This window comes from Saccharopolyspora indica, from assembly GCF_027853965.1.
In the GTDB taxonomy this organism is placed as follows: domain Bacteria; phylum Actinomycetota; class Actinomycetes; order Mycobacteriales; family Pseudonocardiaceae; genus Saccharopolyspora; species Saccharopolyspora indica.
The window spans coordinates 160,603-176,052 of sequence record NZ_JAQGLB010000007.1 but is presented as its reverse complement, the minus strand read 5'-3'; the positions used below and the strand labels follow the sequence as shown (position 1 = coordinate 176,052).

General features: G+C 71.1%; 17 protein-coding genes, 2 tRNA genes and 1 pseudogene. 11 read left to right on the top strand and 9 right to left on the bottom strand.

Features of this window, described 5'->3' with window-relative positions; all coding sequences use genetic code 11:
* Positions 1-25 precede the first annotated feature (25 nt).
* Positions 26-478 carry a hypothetical protein gene (locus tag OU416_RS17900; RefSeq protein WP_270928121.1) on the top strand — a complete coding sequence of 151 codons (453 nt, stop codon included), beginning with the start codon at positions 26-28 and terminating at the stop codon, positions 476-478.
* A 481-nt stretch (positions 479-959) separates the two neighbouring features.
* Here OU416_RS17900 and hisC read toward each other — a convergent pair whose 3' ends face one another.
* Complete coding sequence (gene hisC, locus OU416_RS17895) at positions 960-2,009, bottom strand: histidinol-phosphate transaminase (protein WP_270928120.1); 1,050 nt, start codon at positions 2,007-2,009, stop codon at positions 960-962.
* A 198-nt stretch (positions 2,010-2,207) separates the two neighbouring features.
* Here hisC and OU416_RS17890 point away from each other — a divergent pair, with 198 nt between their 5' ends.
* The 3 genes from OU416_RS17890 to OU416_RS17880 all read left to right on the top strand — a co-directional run bounded on the left by OU416_RS17890 (position 2,208) and on the right by OU416_RS17880 (position 3,188).
* The gene (locus OU416_RS17890; RefSeq protein WP_270928119.1) at positions 2,208-2,873 is read left to right on the top strand and encodes a dienelactone hydrolase family protein; all 666 of its coding nucleotides are present in this window, start codon (positions 2,208-2,210) and stop codon (positions 2,871-2,873) included.
* Between the two features lie 111 nt (positions 2,874-2,984).
* A tRNA-Ser gene (locus OU416_RS17885) sits at positions 2,985-3,074 on the top strand.
* Positions 3,075-3,115: 41 nt separating this feature from the next.
* A tRNA-Arg gene (locus tag OU416_RS17880) sits at positions 3,116-3,188 on the top strand.
* 94 nt (positions 3,189-3,282) lie between these two features.
* Here OU416_RS17880 and OU416_RS17875 read toward each other — a convergent pair.
* Positions 3,283-3,585 (bottom strand): tyrosine-type recombinase/integrase, encoded by a 303-nt coding sequence (locus OU416_RS17875; RefSeq protein ID WP_270928251.1) that lies wholly within the window; start codon positions 3,583-3,585, stop codon positions 3,283-3,285.
* Between the two features lie 563 nt (positions 3,586-4,148).
* Here OU416_RS17875 and OU416_RS17870 point away from each other — a divergent pair.
* Both OU416_RS17870 and OU416_RS17865 read left to right on the top strand, forming a co-directional pair.
* Positions 4,149-4,775: a ClpP family protease gene (locus OU416_RS17870; protein ID WP_270928118.1), complete on the top strand. Its 627-nt coding sequence runs from the start codon at positions 4,149-4,151 to the stop codon at positions 4,773-4,775.
* Positions 4,772-5,362 (top strand): ClpP family protease, encoded by a 591-nt coding sequence (locus OU416_RS17865; RefSeq protein WP_270928117.1) that lies wholly within the window; start codon positions 4,772-4,774, stop codon positions 5,360-5,362. The genes OU416_RS17870 and OU416_RS17865 overlap by 4 nt, the downstream gene beginning before the upstream one ends.
* 1 nt (position 5,363) lies before the next feature.
* Here the strand turns inward: OU416_RS17865 and OU416_RS17860 are convergent, their stop codons facing one another.
* The 4 genes and pseudogenes from OU416_RS17860 to OU416_RS17845 all read right to left on the bottom strand — a co-directional run.
* Positions 5,364-5,705, bottom strand: a complete 342-nt coding sequence (locus OU416_RS17860; protein ID WP_270928116.1) for a helix-turn-helix domain-containing protein — start codon at positions 5,703-5,705, stop codon at positions 5,364-5,366.
* 108 nt (positions 5,706-5,813) lie between these two features.
* A complete protein-coding gene (locus OU416_RS17855; RefSeq protein WP_270928115.1) occupies positions 5,814-7,136 on the bottom strand; it encodes an MFS transporter in 1,323 nt (440 codons plus the stop codon).
* A gap of 137 nt (positions 7,137-7,273) precedes the next feature.
* Positions 7,274-7,753, bottom strand: a complete 480-nt coding sequence (locus OU416_RS17850; RefSeq protein WP_270928114.1) for an SRPBCC family protein — start codon at positions 7,751-7,753, stop codon at positions 7,274-7,276.
* Positions 7,750-8,019: pseudogene (locus tag OU416_RS17845) on the bottom strand (ArsR/SmtB family transcription factor); the annotation flags it as partial. The pseudogene OU416_RS17845 and the gene OU416_RS17850, both read right to left, overlap by 4 nt.
* 185 nt (positions 8,020-8,204) lie before the next feature.
* Between OU416_RS17845 and OU416_RS17840 the strand changes: the two are divergent.
* Positions 8,205-8,717 carry a hypothetical protein gene (locus OU416_RS17840; RefSeq protein ID WP_270928113.1) on the top strand — a complete coding sequence of 171 codons (513 nt, stop codon included), beginning with the start codon at positions 8,205-8,207 and terminating at the stop codon, positions 8,715-8,717.
* Positions 8,718-8,761: 44 nt separating this feature from the next.
* On the opposite strand, the gene OU416_RS17835 is transcribed toward OU416_RS17840, so the two are convergent.
* The gene (locus tag OU416_RS17835) at positions 8,762-10,006 is read right to left on the bottom strand and encodes an MFS transporter (protein WP_270928112.1); all 1,245 of its coding nucleotides are present in this window, start codon (positions 10,004-10,006) and stop codon (positions 8,762-8,764) included.
* 45 nt (positions 10,007-10,051) lie between these two features.
* On the opposite strand from OU416_RS17835, the gene OU416_RS17830 reads away from it, so the two are divergent.
* From OU416_RS17830 to OU416_RS17820, 3 genes are read left to right on the top strand one after another with little or no spacing between them, the layout of a single operon-like run.
* A complete protein-coding gene (locus OU416_RS17830; RefSeq protein ID WP_270928111.1) occupies positions 10,052-11,056 on the top strand; it encodes a GlxA family transcriptional regulator in 1,005 nt (334 codons plus the stop codon).
* 22 nt (positions 11,057-11,078) lie between these two features.
* Positions 11,079-11,747 (top strand): O-methyltransferase, encoded by a 669-nt coding sequence (locus OU416_RS17825; RefSeq protein WP_270928110.1) that lies wholly within the window; start codon positions 11,079-11,081, stop codon positions 11,745-11,747.
* 53 nt (positions 11,748-11,800) lie between these two features.
* Positions 11,801-12,577 (top strand): SDR family NAD(P)-dependent oxidoreductase, encoded by a 777-nt coding sequence (locus OU416_RS17820; protein WP_270928109.1) that lies wholly within the window; start codon positions 11,801-11,803, stop codon positions 12,575-12,577.
* A 113-nt stretch (positions 12,578-12,690) separates the two neighbouring features.
* Here the strand turns inward: OU416_RS17820 and OU416_RS17815 are convergent, their stop codons facing one another.
* Both OU416_RS17815 and OU416_RS17810 read right to left on the bottom strand, forming a co-directional pair.
* Positions 12,691-13,161 (bottom strand): YbaK/EbsC family protein, encoded by a 471-nt coding sequence (locus OU416_RS17815; protein ID WP_270928108.1) that lies wholly within the window; start codon positions 13,159-13,161, stop codon positions 12,691-12,693.
* 55 nt (positions 13,162-13,216) lie between these two features.
* Complete coding sequence (locus OU416_RS17810) at positions 13,217-13,813, bottom strand: class I SAM-dependent methyltransferase (RefSeq protein ID WP_270928107.1); 597 nt, start codon at positions 13,811-13,813, stop codon at positions 13,217-13,219.
* 456 nt (positions 13,814-14,269) lie between these two features.
* Between OU416_RS17810 and OU416_RS17805 the strand changes: the two genes are divergently transcribed.
* On the top strand, positions 14,270-15,439 hold the full coding sequence (locus OU416_RS17805; RefSeq protein WP_270928106.1) for an MFS transporter: 1,170 nt from the start codon (positions 14,270-14,272) through the stop codon (positions 15,437-15,439).
* Positions 15,440-15,450: the final 11 nt, after the last annotated feature.

The window sequence follows — 15,450 nt, the reverse complement described above, 5'->3', positions numbered from 1 at the left end:
AAGTACAACGAATTGGGAGGGATCTATGCGTAAAACTGCTTGCCTCGCAGGCGCATTCGTCGCGGGCGCCGGTCTGCTCGCCGGAGGCGTCCCGGCCTTCGCCGACAGCGCGGACAACGACGGCATCAACGCCGGCAACGACAACAACCTGAGCGTTGCGCCGATCCAGCTGTGCGGCAACAACATCACGGTGATCGGTGCCGTCGTGTCGATCCTGTCGCCGCAGGGCAACCAGTGCGTCAACGCGCCGATCGTCGACCACTCGGACGGCGACTACGTCCCGCCGGTGCAGGCGGTGCACCCGCCGGTCGAAGGCGCGATGCCGCCGGTGGACGGCAAGACTCCGCCGCTGGAGGACACCCCGCCGCCGGTGCAGGCCGTGACCCCGCCCGCCGAGGTCTCGGACCCCTCGAACCAGGAGCTGCCCACCGCCCCCGCTCCGGCTCTGGTGCGCGGGCACCACGCGGTCACTGGCTGATCGCGTTAATACCGCCACCTGAACGGGTAGAAGACGCTTTTCAAGCTGGCGGGCATTGCAGAACACAACTACATTCCGGAGCTGCGTAGATCACTACGCGCTCCACGTGGTCGTCCTGGCTCGGACGGCCACACCCCCTGCGGTGGTGCCCGGCGAAGTACTCCCCCTCTCTTCGCTGGGCACCACCGTTTTTTGCGGCTCAATCCGCTGATTCGCGCGACGGTGCGGGATCTCATGCGCGCGCTTCCAGCCCTGGACCTGCATGCCCGGCTACCAGCGGTGTTGCGGTTGGCGGGGCGATTTCGCGCGAAATCGTCACCCCGCCTGAGCGCGGAATGTCGATTTCGCGCGAAATCGCCCATGCGGCCGAGCGCGGCTTCGCCGCTTGCCGAACGTTTCGTCCGATAAGCGGCGAAGCCGACTCCTGGTGGCGAAATACGTCAGAATTGTTGATGTTGCGTCGGGATATTCCCTCCCGCGCTCAGACGAACGACTTCGCGGCTGCGAGGAAGGCGTCGTTCTCCTCCGGTTGGCCGATCGTCACGCGGGCCCCCTCGCCGGCGAAGGCCCGGACCACCACGCGGTTCTGCAGGCAGTGCTCGTTGAAGTCCGCCGTCCGGTCGCCCAGCGGGAGCCAGACGAAGTTCGCCTGGGTCTCCGGGACCTCGTAGCCGAGGGCCACGAGCTCGCGGTGCACCCGCTCGCGCTCCGCGATCACGTTGGCGCAGCGCTTCCGCAGCTCGTCCTGGGCCTCCAGGGAGGCGATCGCGGCGACCTGGGCGAGCGCGTTGACGCTGAACGGGATGATCACCTTGCGCAGCGCGGCGGCGACCTCCGGCGGCGCGATCGCGTAGCCGACGCGCAGGCCGGCCAGGCCGTAGGCCTTCGAGAACGTGCGCATCGAGGCCACGTTGCTGCGCTCGCGGGTGATCTCCACGCCGTCCGGCGCGTCCGGGTCGCTGACGAACTCGAAGTAGGCCTCGTCCAGGACCACCAGCACGTCCTGCGGCACCCGGTCCAGGAACGCGTCGAGCTCGGCCTTGCGCAGCAGCGTGCCGGTCGGGTTGTTCGGGGTGCACACGAACATCAGCCGGGTGGCCGGGGTGATCGCGGCGAGCATGGCCTCCAGGTCCAGCGCGTGCTCGCCGGTCAGCGGCACCCGGACCTGCTTGGCGCCGACGACCTGCGTGATGATCGGGTACGCCTCGAACGACCGCCACGGGAAGACGACCTCGTCCTCGGCGGTGCAGGTGGCCTGCACCAGCTGCTCGCACAGCGCCACCGAACCGCAGCCGACGGCGATCCGCTCCGGCTCGACCCGGTAGTGCGCGGCCAGCGCGTCGGTCAGCCGGCCGACGCCCATGTCCGGGTACCGGTGCACCTCGGTGGCCGCCTGGTTGATGGCCGCCACCGCGCTGGGCAGCGGGCCTTCGGAGACCTCGTTGCTGGCCAGCTTGATCGAACCGGGCACGGTGCGGCCTGCCACGTAGGCGGGCAGCTGGTCGAGGTCGGCACGGGTGCGCACGCTCATCTCTGCGACTCCTTCAGAGGTCGGTCACGGTGACGTTAACCCGCCGGGGCCCCGCGAAGCAGCCCGCATTCGACGTCGCGGCCCGGCTCCGGTCAGTGCAAGCCGTTGCCGCATTCCGGTGATCTTGCGGAGCAGCCGCTGGTCCGACCGGATGACGATGTTGACTCGTGTTCACCTGGGCGTGATTCCCTGCACGGCATGACCGAAACCCGGACCGAGACGCTCGCGCTCACCGACGGCAGCGAACTCCGCCTCACGGTCGCCGAACCGGACAACGTGGTGCGCGGCGGGCTCGTCTTCCTGCACGAGACCCGCGGCGTCACCGACCGGGTGCGCAAGCTGAGCAGCGCCTTGGCGGAGGAGGGCTGGCTCACCGTCGCACCGCACCTGTACCACCGCGACGACGAGCCCGACCAGGTGCGGCGGCTCTCCGGCGACTCGATCCTGGCCGATACCGACGCGTCCTTCGTGTGGCTGTCCGACCAGGGCGTGCCCGCCGACCGGCAGGGCATCATCGGGTTCGACATCGGCGGCGCGGCAGCACTGGTGGTGGCCGCGAGCCGCACGCTCGGCGCGGCGGTCAGCGTCGGCGGCCGGGGCATCCTCGACCCGCTGTCGGACGGGCTGCCGCCGCTGGTGGAGATCGCCGACGAGCTGTCCTGCCCGTGGCTCGGGCTGTACGGCGACGACGAGGGCGTCGGGGCCGACGAGGTCGACAAGCTCCGCGAGGCCGCTGACGCGGCATCGGCGGTGACCGACGTGGTCCGCTACCCGGGTGCGGGGCACCGCTTCGACCGGGATCCGGACGCGGCGGCGGAGGCCTGGCGCCGCGCCAAGAACTGGCTCGACCTCCACCTGCGCTGATCCGGATGTGTTTCCGCAGCTCAGCGGGTTGATCCAGGCTTAAGTGGACCCCCTTGAAAAGGGCTTGGAAGGGCCCTGTAGTCTTTTCTCCGGTGGCCACGAAGGACGCCGGGAGGCTTCGCCTAGTCTGGTCTATGGCGCCGCACTGCTAATGCGGTTGGGGGTTACGCCCCCTCCCGGGTTCAAATCCCGGAGCCTCCGCAGCGGTTCCTACCGTAAGGTGGGAGCCCACAAATGAACAAGCGCCCGTAGCTCAACGGATAGAGCATCTGACTACGGATCAGAAGGTTAGGGGTTCGAATCCCTTCGGGCGCACGTCTGGTCGAGACAGCAGGAACCCCCTCCAGCAGGGGGTTCCTTGCTTTTCATGATCGCCCACCTGCCTTCCGTCGAGTGATTCAGCTCACTTCTAGCCCGTAGGTGTGCACGAGGTGTGCACGGCGGTATCTCGGGGAGCGCGGGGCACGAGGGTGGCGGCGGCTTCAGCGGCTGCGGTCTCGACGTCCGGCAGGACCGAGGTGTAGATGTCTCCGGTTACTAACAGTGACGAGTGTCCCAGCAGTGCCTGGACGACCTTCATGTCTGCGCCGCCGCCCAGCATGAGCGTTGCGGCCAGGTGCCGGAGATCGTGGAACCGGATCGGCAGCAGCTCCAGCCGGGCGACGAGCCGCTCGAACTGCGCACTGACCTTGCCTGTTGGCCTGGCCCGGATCTTTTACCTCCAATGTGGGGTGGTTCGGCTCCTCCGAGCGAAAGGTGCGTGCTCGACAAGCGGGCAGCAGCGGCTCGACTTCCACTTTGTGCGGGTCGTGATCACGCGACGCCACGACGGGGAGGAGTTCGGAATGTCCCGGTTTGGACGGACGATGGGAGCGGTGATGCTGAGCGCAGCGAGCATCGCCGTTCCGGTGGTTGCAGCATCGCCTGCGGCGGCGGACGGGGCAGCGTGCTACAGGTACTTGCTGGAAAACGGCGTTGATGAAGGCCTCGTAACGAATGCGTGTACTGAAGCTGCGAATGGGAACCAGCAGCGGTGTGTGGGATTGCTGAGGTACTACGGCGTTGCCGAGGGCATCGCCGCAGAAGGTTGCAAACGCGGCGCAGCGCAGATCTGACGTTCTAGGCGGCTCGTGAGGAACCGGCAGGCGAGGTCGACGAGCTGCCTTCCAACACGAATTCCCGGTTGTGCAGCGCCGTTGCCGGGCTGCTGTGGGCGGATCTGCTCACAGCAGCAGGAGCGGCCGAGCGCGCCGGGATCGCGGCATCGTCGGGGGCATGAGCGACAACGAGAAGCTGCCGATGTTCGACCATCGGCTTCGGGAGCGGTTCTTCGGCCAGCGGGTGCTGGTCCTCGACGGCGTGCTCGACGACGACAACGGGACGGTGCTCACCACCCAGCTGCTGTCCCTCGCGAGCGAGGATCCCGGCAGGGACATCGCGCTGTGGATCCACTCGCCGGGCGGGTCGGTGCCCGCGATGCTGGCCATCCGCGACGTGATGCGGCTCGTGCCGTGCGACGTGGCGACGCTCGCGCTGGGGCTGGCGTGCAGTGCTGGGCAGTTCCTGCTGTCCGCGGGCACTCCGGGCAAGCGCTTCGCCCTCCCGCACGCCCGCATCCTGATGCACCAGGGCTCGTCCGGGATCGGCGGCTCGGCGGTCGAGGTGGAGGTGCAGGCCGACGACCTGCGGCACACCCGGGACACGGTGCTCGGGATCATCGCGGAGGACACCGGTCAGCCGGTCGAGCGGATCTTCACCGACTCGCTGCACGACCGCTGGTTCACCACCGAGCAAGCGCGCGAGTACGGGTTCATCGACCACGTCGTCGACGATCTCGGCCAGGTCCTGCCCGTGCGCACGCACCGGATGGGCCTCGCCTCGGCGACGGGAGGCCGCGAATGAGCACCTACACCATCCCGAACGTCATCACGCGCACCGCGGGCGTCGAGCGGATCATGGACGTCTACTCGCACCTGCTGTCGGAGCGGATCGTCTACCTCGGCACCGCGATCGACTCCGGGGTGGCGAACGCGCTGATCGCCCAGTTGCTGCACCTGGAGGCGGACAACCCGGATCGCGAGATCAACTTCTACATCAACTCCGAGGGCGGTGACCCGTCCGCGATGCTCGCGCTGTACGACACGATGACCTACATCAAGGCACCGGTGGCGACGACGTGCGTGGGTCAGGCGGTCGCGGCCGGGGCGGTGCTGCTGGCCGCGGGTGAGCCCGGTCGCCGGTCCGTGCTGCCCCACACCAGGGTGGTGCTGCACCAGCCCGCGGCGCAGGGCCGCGGCACCATCCCGGACCTCATCATCCAGGCCGACGAGGTGGTGCGGGTGCGCACCCAGCTGGAGGAGATCCTCTCCGCGCACACCGGCCGCGCCGTCGCGGACCTGCGGCACGACACCGACCGGGATCGGGTGTTCGACGCGGCGGGCGCCGTCGAGTACGGGCTCGCGGACCGGGTCCTCGACCAGCGGCCCTGACTCAGGCCGCCATGAGCACGGGTCCCGCGGGGCGGCGCACGGGGCTCGTGCCGCGGATCCGCCGGACGTCGCTCGCGATGCCGATGAGGAGCTCCGCCAGGTCGACGTCCAGCGCGCCCGTGACGGCGGCGATCATCTCGCTGGAGGGTTCCTTGCGGCCGCGTTCGATCTCGGAGAGGTACTGCGGCGAGATCCCGGCCCGCTCCGCTATGTCGACGAGACGGTCACCTCGCTCCTCCCTGGTGGCGCGCAGATTCCGGCCCAGCACCTCGCGCCACAGCGGGTCCGGCTCGCGATCCGGCGCGGGGGTGCGCTTCTGGTGGAAGGGAAGGATGTCCGCCATGCCCGCCATCCTGGCACCGGCGCCGCGCCCGCGGGCCGCGGTTCCGCTCCCGGCGGAAACGAATGCCTCCCGCCCGCCGGTCGAGCGGCGGGCGGGAGGCGCGTGTTCTCACACGGTCCGGACGCACGAGCACTGGCCCGCGATGAGGGTGCCTTCCTCGGCTTCCCCGGCCGCCGCCGTGGCGAGTTCGCCGTCCTCGGCGGGGATCGCCGCCGTTCCGGGCTGCTCCGCGGGCACCCGCTCGGTGCGCGGCCAGACGGCCATCGCGGTGAGGGCTCCGATCGCCGCCAGGGCCGCCAGCACCGTCCAGGTGGTGGTGAAGCCCGCGCGGGTCGCGACCCAGCCCGCGATGGGGTAGGTGACCAGCCAGGCCAGGTGGGACAGCGAGAACTGGGCGGCGAAGACCTCGGGGATCCCGCTCGGGTCGACCGCTCGGCGGAGCACCCGGCCGGTCGGCGTGATGATCAGCGCCATGCCGCCGCCGATCGCCACCCAGACCACACCGGTCGGCAGCGATGCCGCGATGCTCGCCGCGGACATCGCGACCGCCGCGCCGACCGCGAGCAGCAGCACCGCGGCTCCGGTCAGCATCACCAGCCGGTCCGCCACCCGGTCCAGGACGCGGGGGAGGACGAGGGCCACCAGCAGCGTGCCCGTTCCGGATGCGGCCAGCATCCAGGCCACGTCGGACTGGGTTCCGCCGAGGACGTCGCGGACGTAGTTCACGGTGTTGACGACCACGATGGAACCGGCGGCGGCGACCACGAGGTTCAGCGCCATGACCCCGCGCAGGCTCGGGGTGGCCGCGAAGGTGCGGATGCCCGACATCGCCCGGTCCCAGGCGTTCGTGCGTGCGCTGGGGCGCGCGTCGGGGATGCGGGTGGACAGGACCAGCAGCGCGGACACCGCGAATCCGACCGAGGTACCGAGGAACAGCAGGTTGAACGTCATGAAGGTGAGCGCCACCGCCGCGAGCACCGGGCTCAGCAGGCTTTCCATCGTGGAGGCCACCTGCGATGCGGACAGCGCGCGGGTGTAGTCGGCCTCCCTGGTCACGATGTCCGGGATCACCGCCTGGAACGTCGGGGTGAACGCCGCCGACGCGGTCTGCAGGACGCCGATCAGGACGTAGACCTGCCAGACCTCGGTGACGAACGGCAGCGCGAGCACCACCAGCGCGCGCACCACGTCGAGCGCGGTGAGGAACCAGCGCCGGGGCAGCCGGTCGACGTACGCGGCCGCCAGCGGTGCGACGACCACGTACGCCACCATCTTGATCGTCAGCGCGGTGGCGAGCACCCCGCCGGCGCGCGGTCCGGCGAGGTCGTACGCGAGCAGGCCCAGCGCGACCGTGGCCAGCCCGGTGCCGAACAGCGCGATGACCTGAGCGCTGAAGAGCCTCCGGTAGTCGCGTATCGCGAACAGCCCCATGTCCCTCTCCTCCCGATCGATACCCCTGGGGGGTATCTGTTCCGGAAGTGTGTATATACCCCTGAGAGGTATATGTCAAACGTGGGGATCGGTCGTCGGCCGCGGCGGATTCGACCGGTTCGGCGGCGCCTGCGGGTTCAGGCCTCCTTCGCGAGCAGCTCGTCGAGCGTCTCGTAGCCCTCGTCGACGCCGGTTTCCATGCCGCTGGCCAGGATTCCGTCGCGGGTCTCGAAGTCCTCCACCACGCTCAGCGTCCGCAGCCGGGTGCGTCCGCCGGGGAGCTCCTCGAAGGTCAGCGTCTCCAGCGCGACCCCGTCGGGCGCGCCCTCGAAGGTGAAGGTCAGCACGAGCCGCTCGTGCGGTCGCACCTCGTGGAAGCTGCCGTAGAAGGTGGCGATCTCCTCGCCGTCGCGGTCGTTGGCGAACGCCCAGGCACCGCCGGTCCGGGCGTCCCACCTGGTGATCCTCGTGGTCACCGACCGCGGCCCGACCCACTGCGCGTAGAGCTCGGGGTCGACGTGGGCGCGGAACACCCGCTCGGGCGCCGCGTCGAATTCCCGGGTGATCTCGATCGTCGGCGCCTTCTCGTCCGCCGCGATCCTGGTCGCGTTGGTCATGATGCGTCCTCCGTCCGGCTCGGCTGCTGCTCTTCGTTCATCCGGTCGAGCAGGGCGTCGAGGCGCTGGTGGCGCTCCTCGGCTCCCCGCCGGTAGCGCTCGATCCACTTCGACAGCAGGCTGAACACCTCCGAGTCCAGGTGGACCGGTCGGCGCTGGGCTTCCCTGCTGCGGGTCACCAGACCGGCGTCCTCGAGCACCTTCACGTGCTTGGAGATCGCCTGGAGGCTCATCTCGTAGGGCTCGGCGAGCTCGCCGACGGTCGAGCGCGGGTCGGCCGTGGTTGATCAACGGCTCCACCGGATCGGGTGATTGCTGCGGGGTGCGTCACCTGACGGGGGTGCGGAATCCGCCGGTCGAGGACATCGGTGCGGAGGTCGGGCGGCCGATGGAGAGGGCGTGATCGTCCGGGAGGGGCCGGGCGGCAGCTTCTGGGAAAGGACCTCGAACGATGACTCTTCGACGTGCTCTGGCGTGGGCTTTCGCGCTGATGTCCATCGCGGCGCTGGTCGCCTTCGCGCCCGCGGCCACGGCTGCGCAGTCGCGCGCGCACGTCCAGCCCGGCACCTACCAGATCGGGCTCGGCACGAGCTCCTTCGGCGAGGTGCTGACCGTGCCGTGGGACGCGGCGCCCGGTGAGCCCGTCGTGCTGCTGCCCCGCGGCGAGGGCGCTCAGGTCTGGGTGATCGCGCCGAAGGGCGACGGCTACACCATCCAGAGCGCGCAGTCCGGTCAGTACCTGGGCGTCCAGGAGGAGGCGGGGCCGCACCGGCTCGCGGTCGTCACGCCCCAGCCCTACACGTGGGACCTCAGCACCGCGTCGCGGAGCGACCGGGTGCACATCGCGAGCGGCCAGTTCCGGCTGGACGTCTCGCCGCTGCTGATCTTCCCGCCGCGGGTCGACGTCCAGTGGGCCCGCGACGGCATCGGCCAGGAGTGGCAGCTGACCCGGATCGGCGGCTGACCCTTCCCAGGAGCGCCCGGCCGGGATTCCGGCCGGGCGCTTTTCTACGCCGTTCGAACCGCGGTCCGCCTGATCGTCGCGGCCAGCAGGGCACCCATCGCGCACAGGGCCGCGGCGCTGATCCACACCGCGTCGTAGGTGCCCATGAGGTCGCGCGCCACGCCGCCGCCGAGCGCCACCAGTCCGGCGCCCAGCTGGTGGGCCGTGCTCACCCAGCCGAAGACGATCGCGCCGTCCGCGCCGAAGATCTCCCGGCACAGGGCGATCGTCGGCGGGACCGTGGCGACGTCGAGCAGGCCGAACAGGACCGCGAACGCGATCATCCCGGGCTGCACCGTCGGTGCCAGCAGCGACGGCAGGAACAGCAGGGACGTCCCGCGCAGGCCGTAGCAGCCGGCCAGCAGCAGCCGGGGGCTGAACCGGTCGGTGAGCCAGCCGGAGGCGACCGTGCCCGCCACGTTGACCACGCCGATGACCGCCAGCACCGAAGCGGCGATGGTCGTCGGCATGCCGTGGTCGTGCGCGGCGGAGGCGAAGTGGGTCCACATGATCCCGTTGGTGGAGGCGCCGCAGATCGCGAAAGTGCCTGCCAGCAGCCAGAACGGGCCGGTCCGCGCGGAGTCGAGCAGCACGCGGAGCGTTCGGCGGGCGGCGCCGGGTTCGGGTCGCGGCTTCGGTTCGAATGCCGTCGCGCCGTACGGGCGCAGGCCGAGGTCGGCCGGGTGGTCGCGGAAGGCGGACCAGGCCAGCGGTGCCGCGGCCAGCGCGATCAGCGCGAGCGCGACGGTCGCCGAGCGCCACGCGAAGTGGTCGATCACCCAGGACATCACCGGCAGGAACGCGAACTGGCCGACGACGGTGGCGGCGGTCAGGGCACCGGTCACCAGGCCGCGCCGGGCGGCGAACCAGCGGTGCGCGACGGTCGCGGCGAACGTCGTCGCCAGCCCACCGCAGCCGATCCCGACCAGCACGCCCCAGCCGGCGATCAGCTGCCAGGGCGCGGAAACGGCCGTGGTGATCGCGGCTCCGGCGGCGATCAGCGACAGCGCCCCCACCGCCGTGCGCCGGATGCCGAAGCGGTCCACCAGCGCGGCGGAGAACGGCGCGGTCAGCCCGTACAGCACCATGTTCGCCGACACCGCGATCCCGATGGTGCCGTGCGACCAGCCGAACTCGCGGTGCATCGGGGTCACCAGCAGGCCCGCGGTGGTGGCGCAGGCACCTGCGGCGACGACGACCAGGGCGGTGACGGCGGCTACCCACCAGGCGCGGTGCACATCGGTTCTCATGCCCTCCGACCCTGCTCGGTGCGGCACCCCGGAACGAGTGGCCCGATGGCCAATATGTGCAAGAATCAGGCCATGCATCGCATCGCGGTACTGGTCCGGCACGGAGTCATGCCGATGGAGCTGGGGTTGGTGCACCAGCTGTTCGGCCGCGCGCGCACTCCCGGCGGGGAGCCGCTGTACGAGGTCACGACCTGCGCGCTCACCCCGGGCGAAGTGCGCACCGACGCGGACTTCCCGATCCGCGTCGAGCACGGCCCGGAGGCGCTCGACGGCGCCGACACGGTGATCGTCCTGGCCACCCACGAGTACGACGAGACCGAGACCGAGGGGCGGCTCGGCCCGCAGCTGGCCGCCGCGCTCGACCGGATCCGGCCGGGCACGCGCATCGCCTCGATCTGCACCGGGGCCTTCGTGCTGGCCGCCGCGGGCCTGCTGGACGGCCGCCGGGCGACCACGCACTGGATCTCCAGCGACCGCTTCCGCGCGTTCTTCCCCGCGGTGCAGCTCGACCCCGACGTGCTCTACACCGAGGACGGCGACGTGCTCACCTCGGCGGGCGAGGCCTCCGGGATCGACCTGTGCCTGCACATGATCCGGCGCGACCACGGCGCGGCGGTCGCCAACGAGGTCGCGCGCATGACCGTCGTGCCGCCGCACCGCGACGGCGGCCAGGCCCAGTACGTCCTGCGCCCGGTGCCGGAACCGCAGATCTCGTCCACCCGGCGGGCCCGCGCCTGGGCGCTGGAGCACCTGGACCGGCCGCTGTCGCTGCGCGAACTGGCCGCGCAGGAGGCGATGAGCGTGCGGACCTTCACCCGGCGGTTCCGCGACGAGGTGGGGATCTCGCCGCTGCAGTGGCTCACCCAGCAGCGCATCGAGCGGGCGCGGCAGCTGCTGGAGGAGACCGATCTGCCGGTGGAGCGGGTCGCGGCCGACGCCGGGTTCGGCACGGCGGCGTCGCTGCGCCAGCACCTGCAGGTGGCCCTCGGGGTGTCGCCGAGTGCTTATCGCAACACTTTTCGCGGCAGCGATGCCCTCGCGGCGAGCTGAGGGGCGGAGTAAGCAACTCGGTATGGCACAAGAGCAGTGGACAGCTGTCGACGAATACCTGGTCGAGCGGTACGCGCCGGAGGACCCGGTGCTGATCGCCGCGCGGCGGGCCGCCGACGAAGCCGGGCTCCCGCACGTCGCGGTCTCGCCGTTGCAGGGCAGGTACCTGCAGGTCCTGGCCCGGACGGTGCGGGCCCGCCGCATCCTCGAGATCGGCACGCTGGCCGGGTACAGCACCATCTGGCTCGGCCGCGCGCTCCCGGCGGACGGCAGGTTGGTCACCCTGGAGCACAACCCGGCGCACGCCGAGATCGCGCGCGCCAACCTGGCCCGCGCCGGGCTCGACGAGCTCGCGGAGGTGCGCGTCGGAGCGGCGCTGGAGACGCTGCCGGAGCTGGCCGGGGAGACCTTCGACCTGGTCTTCGTCGACGCCGACCGGCCCAACGTCCCCGAGTACTTCCGGTGGGCGCTCGAGCTCACGCGGCCCGGCGGGCTGGTGGTCGTGGACAACGTGGTGCGCCGGGGTGCGGTGGTCGACGAGGCCGACCTCGACGCGGAGATCCAGGGCGTGCGCCGGTTCCACGAGCTGCTCGCCGCCGAACCGCGCGCGATGGCGACCGCGATCCAGACCGTCGGGGCGAAGGGGCACGACGGGTTCACCCTTGCCCTGGTGCTGTCCGAGGAGGAATGATCTGCCGATCGGATCTGCACTCACGTCCCTTGTGGACGGTCGGGAGGTAGTTCATGGCGGCCGATCTCTTCCAGCTCGACGGGCGCAAGGCCGTGGTCGTCGGTGGCGGTAGCGGGCTGGGGCGCGCCAGCGCGATCGCCCTGGCCGAGTTCGGCGCGCGGGTGGTGGTCGCGGACGTGGACGCCGCGGGTGCGGAAGGGACCGCGGAGTCGATCCGGCAGCTCGGCCACGAGGCGATCCGGCGTGAGCTGGACGTGCGCGAGAGCGCGCAGATCCGCGAGCTCGCGGAGACCGAGGCCGACGCGGACGTGCTGGTCGTGACGCCCGGCATCAACGTCCGGAAGCGCCTGGTGGACACCACCGACGAGGAGTTCGAGCGCGTCGTCGACGTCAACCTGAAGGGCACCTACCGGCTGCTGCGCGAGTTCGGCGCGCGGATGGCCGAGCGCGGGCGCGGCAGCATCATCGCCTTCGCCAGCTTCCGGGCCGAGGTGGTCGAGCCGGGCCAGGGCATCTACGCCGCGACCAAGGCCGGTGTGGTGCAGCTGTCCCGCGCGCTGGCCGCGGAGCTGGGGCCGCGGGGCGTGCGGGTCAACGCCATCGCGCCGGGCCCGTTCGAGACGCCGCTGACCGAGCAGATCAAGTCCGACGAGGCCTGGTACGGCGCGTACGCGCGCAAGACCGCGTTGCAGCGGTGGGCGAAGGCGGAGGAGATCGCGGGTGCCGTGGTGTACCTGGCCTCGGACGCCTCGTCCTACGTGACCGGCAGCCTGCAGCTGGTGGAGGGCGGCTGGACGGCGATCGACGGCCGCTTCGACCCCGGCGTCTGAGCAGCTGCTCCCGCGATGAACGCACGGTTTCCGCAGGTGAAAGACCGTGAGTGGTTTGGGGTGTTATAGCCCCACAAACCACTCACGGGTCCTGAACAGCGGAAACCGTGCGTTCAGGGTGTCTCCACCTCGGAGGGGAGGCCGCCGGTGATCCGCACCAGCTCGTCGAAGGTCGTCGGGAACATCGCGTGCTTGGTCCCCGCACCCGCCCACACCACCGGGTGATCGGCGAGCATCCGGTCCACCACCGTGCGGATCGGCTGCGGATGCCCCACCGGCCCGACGCCGCCGACCGGCTGACCGGTGGCGTCCTGCACGAACTCCGGGGTGGCGCGCCGGATCCGGCCGCTGCCGAGCAGCCGCGCGACGTGCTTGGTGTCCACCCGGTGCGCGCCGCTGGCGATGATCAGCAGCGGCTCGTCGTCGCAGGTGAAGACGAGGCTGTTGGCGATCGCGCCGACCTCGCAGCCGAGCTGTTCGGCGGCCGCGGCGGCGGTCGGCACCTCGGTGCCGAACTCGACGACCTGACCGGGCACGTCCAGCCCGCGCAGGCAGGCGGCGAAGGTGTCGGTGGCATTGCTCATGCCGCGCAGAATCTCCCAGACCGCGCCGCCGGAACAAGCGAATTGCCGGCCGGTGTCACCTGACCGGGCCGCGCCGGGCCCGCAGGACGGTGTCGTTGATGTGGTGCGTGCCCGCGGGCGGGGGAGTCGGGCGCGGGCGCTTCTCGTTGACCAGGACGGTCCAGTCGTCGTCGAGGAGCGCCGCGATGTCGGCGGGCTGGTAGTAGTCGTCGGGGTCGAAGTCCGCGTTCGAGGGCACGTCCTCGGGGGCGTGGGCGCCGAACAGCAGCGTGCCGCCCGGGGCGACGGCGGCCAGCAGGCCGTGCAGCGCGGTGTGCCCGGGCTGGCGCCGGAGCGGGAAGTACTGGATGGAGACCAGGTCGAACGCGCCGGCAGGCGGCGGCGTGGTCATCGGGTCGCCGTGCTGCCACGAGATGCCGAGGTCCGCACCGGTCGCGGCGGCGCGTTCCAGGGCCACCCGGGAGATGTCGATCGCGGTGACCCGCCAGCCGCGCCGCGCCAGCCAGACCGCGTCGGCGCCCTCGCCGCAGCCCACTTCGAGCGCCTGCCCGGGCGGCAGATCGCTCGCCTCGGCGACGAGCACCGCGTTGGGCGCTCCGCTGAAGAGCTGGTCGTGGCTGCGGTACCGGTCGTCCCAGAACTGCTGGTCCATGAATCCTCACCTCGGTCGTGTTCGCTGCCGCCAATCTGCCCGGACCTCGACCGGAGCGGCAAAGTTCTTTGCGGAAACCGCAAACCGGCAGCGACCGGTCGGTCATGAGTAGCGCTCACCTTCTCGAAAGCGTTGCGGCACAAGGTGTTTCGCGTCGATGAGGATGAGGCGACGCCGCGTCGCTTGTGATCCGGATCACGCGTGTTAACGCGCGTGGGGACTCGATCGAAATGCCGGGTGCGGCCGGAGTTGCGGCCGTCGTTCCACCCGACACCGAGAACGGGTCTGGCCTTCTTGGCCGTCCGCAGTTGCAGGGTCATCCCCAACCGAACACTCCACTCCGCCGGCCCCGTCGTGCCCTGACGAGGCCGCGGTCTCCCAGCTCCACGCGATCGGCCCGCGGGTCGTCGCGCGATCCGTGCTGCCCTGCCCGCCCCGCCATCCCGAGGGAAGCCAATGCACTTCCGGCTCCTGGTGCTCGCCGTCGGCACCTTCGTCATCAACACCGGGTCCTACCTGGTCGCCGGGGTGCTCCCGGCGATCGCCGAGCACGTCGGAGTGCCGGTGACCACCGCGGGCCAGCTGGTCACCGTGCACGCCCTCACCTATGCGATCAGCGCACCGGTGCTGTCCACCGCGGTCGGACGGTGGGAGCGCAGACGGCTGCTGTGGCTGTCGCTGGCGCTGTTCGTGGTGGGCAACATCGCCACCGCGCTCGCGCCGGACTTCGGCACCCTCACCGCCGCGCGCGTGCTGGGCGCGCTGGGCGCGAGCCTGTTCACGCCGACCGCGGTGGTGATCGCCGCCGACCTGGTGCCGCTGGACCGCCGCGGCCGCGCGGTGTCGATGGTGCTCGGCGGGCTGACGCTGGCCACGGTGATCGGCGTACCGCTGGGCGTCCTGCTGGAGGAATCCGTCGGGTACCAGGGCTTGTTCTGGATGATCGCGGGGCTCGGCGTGCTCGCCTCGACGGCCCTGCTGGCGCTGCCGCCGGTCCCGGCGCCGCCTGCGATGCGGCTCGGCGAGCGGATCTCGGTGCTGCGCAACCGCACCGTCGTGCGGGTGCTGGTGGTCTCGATGCTCGCCTCCCTCGCCGACTTCGCCGCCTACACCTACGCCTCGCCGATGCTGTCCGCGCTGACCGGCGCGGGCGCGGGCACGCTCGGCGTGCTGCTGTTCGTCTACGGGGTCGCGGGTGCGATGGGCAACGCGGTCGTCGGCCGGATCACCGACCGCTTCGGTTCGGGCGTCGGCATCGCGGGTTCGCTGCTGCTGCTCACCGCCGGCCTGGCCTTCCTGCCGCTGGCGGGCGGTTCGCTGATGGCCACCGGAGCGCTGCTGGTGCTGTGGGGGCTCGGTGGCTGGGGGATCATGCCCGCCGTCCAGCACCGGCTGATCTCGTCGACGCCCTCCGGCGCCGCGGTGGTGATCGCGTTCAACTCCTCCGCGCTCTACCTGGGCATGGGCTTCGGCGGGATCACCGGCGGCGCGGTCGCCGCGCAGTGGGGCTGGTGGGCGCTGGGCCCGGCATCGGCCGTGGTCGCCGTGCTGGCCCTCGCCCTGTTCTGGCGGATGCCGGTCGCTGAGCCGGTCGCCGCGAGCGAACGCGAAGCGGTGCCTGCGTGAACGGGTTGGTG

Coding starts and splice junctions, on each gene's coding strand:
- OU416_RS17900 (WP_270928121.1), top strand. CDS start 26: ATGCGTAAAACTGCTTGCCTCGCAGGCGCATTCGTCGCGGGCGCCGGT.
- hisC (WP_270928120.1), bottom strand. CDS start 2,009: ATGAGCGTGCGCACCCGTGCCGACCTCGACCAGCTGCCCGCCTACGTG.
- OU416_RS17890 (WP_270928119.1), top strand. CDS start 2,208: ATGACCGAAACCCGGACCGAGACGCTCGCGCTCACCGACGGCAGCGAA.
- OU416_RS17870 (WP_270928118.1), top strand. CDS start 4,149: ATGAGCGACAACGAGAAGCTGCCGATGTTCGACCATCGGCTTCGGGAG.
- OU416_RS17865 (WP_270928117.1), top strand. CDS start 4,772: ATGAGCACCTACACCATCCCGAACGTCATCACGCGCACCGCGGGCGTC.
- OU416_RS17860 (WP_270928116.1), bottom strand. CDS start 5,705: ATGGCGGACATCCTTCCCTTCCACCAGAAGCGCACCCCCGCGCCGGAT.
- OU416_RS17855 (WP_270928115.1), bottom strand. CDS start 7,136: ATGGGGCTGTTCGCGATACGCGACTACCGGAGGCTCTTCAGCGCTCAG.
- OU416_RS17850 (WP_270928114.1), bottom strand. CDS start 7,753: ATGACCAACGCGACCAGGATCGCGGCGGACGAGAAGGCGCCGACGATC.
- OU416_RS17840 (WP_270928113.1), top strand. CDS start 8,205: ATGACTCTTCGACGTGCTCTGGCGTGGGCTTTCGCGCTGATGTCCATC.
- OU416_RS17835 (WP_270928112.1), bottom strand. CDS start 10,006: ATGAGAACCGATGTGCACCGCGCCTGGTGGGTAGCCGCCGTCACCGCC.
- OU416_RS17830 (WP_270928111.1), top strand. CDS start 10,052: ATGGCCAATATGTGCAAGAATCAGGCCATGCATCGCATCGCGGTACTG.
- OU416_RS17825 (WP_270928110.1), top strand. CDS start 11,079: ATGGCACAAGAGCAGTGGACAGCTGTCGACGAATACCTGGTCGAGCGG.
- OU416_RS17820 (WP_270928109.1), top strand. CDS start 11,801: ATGGCGGCCGATCTCTTCCAGCTCGACGGGCGCAAGGCCGTGGTCGTC.
- OU416_RS17815 (WP_270928108.1), bottom strand. CDS start 13,161: ATGAGCAATGCCACCGACACCTTCGCCGCCTGCCTGCGCGGGCTGGAC.
- OU416_RS17810 (WP_270928107.1), bottom strand. CDS start 13,813: ATGGACCAGCAGTTCTGGGACGACCGGTACCGCAGCCACGACCAGCTC.
- OU416_RS17805 (WP_270928106.1), top strand. CDS start 14,270: ATGCACTTCCGGCTCCTGGTGCTCGCCGTCGGCACCTTCGTCATCAAC.